The 6,101-nt window shown below is 67.8% G+C and carries 7 protein-coding genes; all 7 read left to right on the top strand.

Annotated features, from left to right (window positions below):
- Positions 1 to 116: 116 nt before the first annotated feature.
- The 7 genes from ACFRAU_RS22215 (at position 117) to ACFRAU_RS22185 (ending at position 6,091) form a co-directional block, all read left to right on the top strand.
- Complete coding sequence (locus tag ACFRAU_RS22215; RefSeq protein WP_378001499.1) at positions 117 to 1,298, top strand: sensor histidine kinase; 1,182 nt, start codon at positions 117 to 119, stop codon at positions 1,296 to 1,298.
- Positions 1,295 to 1,960 (top strand): response regulator, encoded by a 666-nt coding sequence (locus ACFRAU_RS22210; protein WP_378001498.1) that lies wholly within the window; start codon positions 1,295 to 1,297, stop codon positions 1,958 to 1,960. The genes ACFRAU_RS22215 and ACFRAU_RS22210 overlap by 4 nt, the downstream gene beginning before the upstream one ends.
- Positions 1,961 to 2,240: 280 nt before the next feature.
- A complete protein-coding gene (locus ACFRAU_RS22205) occupies positions 2,241 to 2,561 on the top strand; it encodes an SHOCT domain-containing protein (protein ID WP_377996910.1) in 321 nt (106 codons plus the stop codon).
- A gap of 167 nt (positions 2,562 to 2,728) precedes the next feature.
- A complete protein-coding gene (locus ACFRAU_RS22200) occupies positions 2,729 to 3,700 on the top strand; it encodes an ABC transporter ATP-binding protein (RefSeq protein ID WP_378001505.1) in 972 nt (323 codons plus the stop codon).
- A 100-nt stretch (positions 3,701 to 3,800) separates the two neighbouring features.
- Positions 3,801 to 4,619 carry an ABC transporter permease gene (locus tag ACFRAU_RS22195; RefSeq protein WP_378001504.1) on the top strand — a complete coding sequence of 273 codons (819 nt, stop codon included), beginning with the start codon at positions 3,801 to 3,803 and terminating at the stop codon, positions 4,617 to 4,619.
- Positions 4,616 to 5,449 (top strand): ABC transporter permease, encoded by an 834-nt coding sequence (locus ACFRAU_RS22190; protein WP_377996911.1) that lies wholly within the window; start codon positions 4,616 to 4,618, stop codon positions 5,447 to 5,449. The genes ACFRAU_RS22195 and ACFRAU_RS22190 overlap by 4 nt, the downstream gene beginning before the upstream one ends.
- A 78-nt stretch (positions 5,450 to 5,527) precedes the next feature.
- Positions 5,528 to 6,091 carry a hypothetical protein gene (locus tag ACFRAU_RS22185; RefSeq protein WP_377996912.1) on the top strand — a complete coding sequence of 188 codons (564 nt, stop codon included), beginning with the start codon at positions 5,528 to 5,530 and terminating at the stop codon, positions 6,089 to 6,091.
- Positions 6,092 to 6,101 lie beyond the last annotated feature (10 nt).

The raw sequence follows: 6,101 nt of genomic DNA, 5'->3' as shown, positions 1-6,101 counted from the left end.
CGGGGCTTGGGTGTTTTGGGCGGGGGGGGGGCTTCGGGCGCCTAATCCTGGTGCTTTCGGCCCCCTACGCCGTTAAGCCGACGACGCGTGCGGCCTTCCCGGCTAGGCTCGGACGTATGCAGCGCCGATTCCGGGGACCGCCCACAGCAGCCATCGTGGTTGCCGTGGCCATCTTCGAGGTGGTAGGCACCGTGTTCGCCTCCGCCCGCCAGCCGGACCACCGGCCGCTGGATGCCCTCGCGGTCGTCCTGCTGCTGGCTGGACCGGCCTCCCTGTCCCTGCGGCGCCGCGCCCCGCTGGTGATGCTTCCGGCCGCGGCGGCGTCCGTCGGGGCGTATCTGGCCGTTGGCTACGCGTGGGGTCCGGTGTTCCTGTCGCTGGCGCTGGCGATCGTGCTTTCCGCCGCGGCCGGGAAGCGCTGGCAGACCTGGGCCGTGGCCGGTGCCTGTGCAGCCGTGCTGGTGGCCGGCGCGGCGGTCAGCGGCGACGAGTTCGCCCTGGTCCGGGCCTTCGCCGGCACCTCGTGGCTGGCCATTCTCGTGCTGATGGGGGAGGGCGTGCGGCTGCGTACCGAGCGGGTGGCGGAACGGCACCGCCAGCACGAGGCCCGCGAGCAGGCGGCCCGCGACGAGTACCGGCTGGCCCTCGCCCGGGACATCCACGACGTCGTTGCGCATTCCCTGTCGCTCATTAACGTCCGAGCTTCCGTGGCGCTGCACCTCGGAGAGAGGGACCCTGACCAGTTCCGCCCCGCGCTGGAAGCCATCAAGGCAGCGAGCAAGGATTCGCTGGCCGAGATCCGCCAGCTCCTGGGCGTGCTCCGCGAGGACGCCCCGCTGAGCCCCGCGCCCCCTCCGCGGCTGGACAGGGTTCCGGGGCTCGCCGATGACGCCCGCCGGGCGGGGCTCGAGGTCAGCCTGACCCTGCCGGAGGCAGCCAGCGTGCAGCAGCTTCCGGATGCCGTCCAGGAAGCTGCGTACCGGATCGTCCAGGAAGCCCTGACCAACGTGGTGCGGCATTCCGGCGCCCGGAAGGCCGCCGTCGTCCTTGCCCTGGAGGGTACGACGGCGGTGGGGAACCCCGGAGGACAGCTCACCGTGACCGTTGACGACGACGGCGCCGGGGCCGCCGGAGTGCCGGAAGGCAACGGGGTGACGGGGATGCGGGAGAGGACGGTCGCCGTGGGCGGTTCGCTGAACCTTACACCGCTGCGTCCGGGCTGGCGTGTGCGGGCCGTGATGCCGGTGGCCCCGCGGCTGGCCGGACCAGTCCCCGGAGCAGACCGGGAGGCGCGGTGATCCGCATCCTGCTGGCCGACGACCAGACACTCATCCGCGCCGGCTTCCGTGCCCTCCTGAACGCAGAACCGGACATGGAGGTGGTGGCCGAGTGCGGAACCGGCCAAGACGCCGTCCGCCTCGCGGCCCGGGAGCGCCCCGACGTGGTGCTGATGGACATCCGGATGCCCGGGACGGACGGGCTGGAGGCCACCCGGAAAATCATGGCGGACCAAGGCCTCGCCGGCACTCGCATCATCATCCTCACCACCTTCGAACTGGACGAATACATCGCTGAGGCGGTGCGCGCCGGGGCGGCAGGGTTCCTGGTGAAGGACACCGAACCCGAGGAGCTGCTCCGCGCCGTCCGGGTGGTCTACGACGGCGACGCGCTGCTCTCGCCTTCCGTCACCCGGCGCATCATGGCCCAGCTGGCCCTGCAGTCCCGGGCGACGGCGGCTCCGGTGCCGCTGGAGAACATCACCGAGCGTGAGCGTGAAGTCCTGGGTCTCGTGGGCGAGGGCCTGAACAACGCGGAGATCGCGGAGCGGCTGGTGATCACGCCCCTCACGGCCAAGACACACGTCTCGCGCATCATGACCAAGCTGCTGGTCCGCGACCGCGCACAGCTGGTGGTGCTGGCCTACGAATCGGGCCTCGTGCGGCCCGGCTGGGCCGGCTAGGGCAGCAGATCCGGCTGGGGCGGCAGCAATGGCCCTAACCCGATGCTCTCTCACTTCCTGCCGATTCCTCGGCGATCCTCTTTCACTAGGTACGACCGCAGTGCGGTCAGGCCGGCAGGGAGTGAGGGAGGGTCTGACTTCAGCGGCAGGGGCCGGACTCCCGGCGGAGTACGCGGGGCACCCAAGGTGACTCCCGGCGTCGGACGACCCGCCGCCGTCGGACGGCCAGACTCGAAACAGAGCCGAAGGACGGCTCTTACCGAGATTTTGGGAGCATGACATGACTTCATCCCTAGCCGCCACTTTCGCGGTCCAGTCCGCGCAGTTGCTGACCGATCCCGTAGCCCACGGCCCGTGGGGCACAGGATTCTCGCCATGGTTCCTGCTGTTCCCGCTGTTCTGGATCCTGGTGATCGGACTGTTCATCTTCATTGCCCGGCGTACGTGGCGCAGGAACCACGAGTGGGCCACGGCCCGCGGCGGCGAAAGCGTCCTGCGTGAGCGCTACGCGCGCGGCGAGATCGACGAGACCGAGTACCGCCAGCGCCTGGAGGTCCTGCGGGGGGACTCGCAGGGGAACTCTCGAGGGAACCGCAGGTAACGCCAACCGCAACGCGAGGTCAGATATCGCCCTCCGCATCGGGCTAAAAGTGACCCCGCGTTGCTGTTCGGGGTTTTTGAGACTTAGCTATTCCTTTGGCCTGCGCCGCGTACTAGCGTGGTGGGGTGCCCGAACTCCATTCCGCCGAAGGAACGTCCAAGAAGCCTGTGCCCGCTAACGAGACAGGGCCCGAGAAAGAAACAGGGCCCACCCGGCCGCGGTACGTGATTACCGCCGAGAACCTGACCAAGACCTACGGCGACGTCACCGCCGTCGACGGCATTTCCTTCAGCGTTCCGGCAGGGGAGTCCTTCGGGCTGCTCGGGCCCAACGGCGCCGGGAAGTCCACCACCATGAAAATGATCGGCGGAGTGTCCCAGCGGACCTCCGGAAACCTGACCATCATGGGGCTGGACCCCGAGCAGAACGGACCCGAGGTGCGCGCGCACCTGGGCGTGGTGCCGCAGCAGGACAACCTGGACGAGGAACTCAAGGTCCGGGACAACCTGCTGGTCTACGGCCGCTACTTCGGGCTGCCCATGAGCTACCTCAGGCCCAAGGCGGACGAGCTGCTCGAATTCGCACAGCTGACGGACAAGGCCAAGTCCAAGGTGGATGCCCTGTCCGGCGGCATGAAGCGCCGCCTCACCATCGCGCGCTCGCTCATCAACGAGCCCCGCATCCTGCTGCTCGACGAACCCACCACCGGACTGGACCCGCAGGCGCGGCACATCCTGTGGGACCGCCTGTTCCGTTTGAAGGAGCAGGGCGTCACGCTGATCCTCACCACCCACTACATGGATGAGGCCGAGCAGCTCTGCGACCGGCTGATCGTGGTGGACAAGGGCCGGATCATGGCGGAGGGCTCGCCGGCATCGCTCATCCGGGACTACTCCACCCGCGAAGTCCTGGAACTGCGGTTCGGTTCCGAGCGCAACGCCAGCATCGGCGCCGAGCTCGAGGGCATCGGCGAACGCCTGGAGACGCTCCCGGACCGGGTGCTCATCTACACGCACGACGGCGAGGCGGCATTGGAGGAAGTCTCCGCGCGCGGACTGCGCCCACTCACCTCGCTGGTGCGCAGGTCTTCGCTGGAGGACGTGTTCCTCCGGCTTACCGGCAGGAGCCTCGTTGACTGAGCCGTCGCCTGCTGTCCCGGCCAGCGGGCGTGCCGGCGGCGACGCCCCCGGGCCCACCGCCGTCGGGAATCCACCGGAAAGCACGACGGCGGGACTCGCCTTGCGCGCCCACCCTCCCGAGGTGTCGGCTGCCAAGGCGCGGCGCTGGGGCGCCTTCTACTACGCAGAGCAGGTCCTGCGCGTCATGAAGGGCTACGGCTGGTCCATCTTCCTGTACAGCGTGGGCCAGCCGGCGGCGTACCTGTTCGCGATGGGCGTCGGCCTGGCAACGCTGGTGGACACCAACAGTGCCTCCGCGTTCGGCGGGGTCAGTTACATCGCCTTCATCGCGCCGGCACTGCTCGTCTCCGCCGCGGTCATGACCGCAGCCAACGAATTCACATTCCCGGTGATGGACGGCTTCAAATGGCGCCGCGTCTACTACGGCCCGCACGCCTCCCCGCTGACCCCGGAACAGATCGCGGCCGGCCAGATCATCGCGGTGACCCTGCGGTTCCTGCTGCAGTCCGTCATCTACTTCGTCATCGTGGCCATGTTCGGCGCATCACCGAGCAGCTGGGGCTGGGGCTCGGTGCTGGTGGCAACTCTGGCCGGGCTCTCGTTCGGCCTGCCGCTCATGGCGTACGCGGCCTCGGTCAAGGAGGACAAAGGCCAGTTCGCCATGGTGATGCGGTTCATCGTCATGCCGCTGTTCCTGTTCTCCGGCACGTTCTTCCCACTGGACACACTGCCCGTGCTGGTCCGCTGGATCGGCTGGATCTCGCCCATCTGGCACGGCACGGAGCTGGGCCGGGTGATGACCTTCGGCTACGACGAATCCCCGGTGCTGACCATCATCCATGTCGTGTTCCTGCTGGCCCTGGCCTGGTTCGGCTGGGTCCTCACCAAGCGCCAATTCGTCAGGAGGATGGGGCAGTGACAGTCCTGACCCAGGGCCACGCCGTCACGGAGGAAGCCCGGAACCGGCGCTTCGGCCCGCTGTACTCACGGAACGCGCGCGCGGTGATCGGGCGCGGGCTGATGGCCACCAAGAGCAGCAACTGGCTGGTGATGCTGTCCGGGTTCTTCGAGCCGGTGCTGTTCCTGATTTCCATGGGTGTCGGCATGGGCGCCGTGGTGGGCTCCGTCTCCGGTCCGGGCGGCCAGGAGATCAGCTACGCAGCGTACATCGCACCGGCGCTGCTGGCGGTCTCGGCCATGAACGGGGCGGTGTACGACTCCACCTGGAATGTCTTCTTCAAGATGAACTTCGCGAAGCTCTACCAGGGAATGCTGTACACCTCCCTCGGTCCCCTCGACGTGGCCATCGGCGAGATCTTCCTGGCCCTGCTGCGCGGCCTGCTGTATGCCACCGGGTTCACGGCGGTCATGGGGCTGATGGGGCTCATCACCACCCCGTGGGCGCTGCTGATGATTCCGGCCTCGGTGCTGATCGCGTTCGGGTTCGCCAGCTTCGGCATGGGCATCACGAGCTTCATGAAGACCTTCCAGCAGATGGACTGGGTGAACTTCATCATGCTGCCGATGTTCCTCTTCAGCGCCACCTTCTATCCGCTGAGCGTCTACCCCGAGTACATCCAGTGGCTGATCCAGGCCATGCCGCTGTGGCACGGGGTGGAGCTTCTGCGGCAGATCAGCGCCGCCTCCTTCACACCGGCCACTGCCATCCACGTGGGCTACTACCTGGTCATGATCGTGCTGGGCCTCATGCTCACCACGGGCAGGCTGCGGAGCCTGTTCCTGAAGTAGGTGCTGTTCGCCACCGGCGGGTGTTCGCCGCCGGTGGAAGCGTCCTGGGGCGTCCCCGGGATTTGAGAGAATAGCTTCATGCAATCTCTGGGCAGCTCCAAGTCGTCATCCACACCGGGCCGGGGCGGATTCTCCATGTTCCGCATCAGCGGTCCGGGCCTGCTGGTCCTGGTCACCGCCTTCCTGGTGGCCGTGATCTTCGCCGCCAACCAGAACGACGTCGTCGGCTGGGTTGTCGCGGTCATCGCGCTGTTCTGGCTGGCGCTTGCCTCCTTCGTGGTTTTCAGCATCCAGCGGGCGGCCAAGAAGGCCGGCGCCAAGATCAATGAGGCGCACAACGCGTTCAACGCCGCCACCGGCCGCGCGCCTTCCACCGCCTCGGCCGACCACGGCGGAACCCGCCTGGTGCGCGAACGCAGTGAAGCGGAGGAACTCCGGGACATGAAGCTGGACCACTCCTTCAAGATCGTGCAGGTGCAGGTTCGCGTGGTGGAGCAGGAGCGTGCCAAGGGTGCAGCCGCGGACCAGGACACCATCCGCCGCGCCCTCGAGACCATCGAGATCACCGCCACCAACGCCCGTGACATGATCAAGTCCTCCGGCGGCTCCGGCGAGCCCGTGGCCGGAACCATCATCGACTAGAGTGGAACGG

It is taken from the genome of Arthrobacter sp. NPDC056691, assembly GCF_042791415.1.
GTDB lineage: Bacteria > Actinomycetota > Actinomycetes > Actinomycetales > Micrococcaceae > Arthrobacter.
This window is presented reverse-complemented; position numbering and strand designations above follow the sequence as displayed.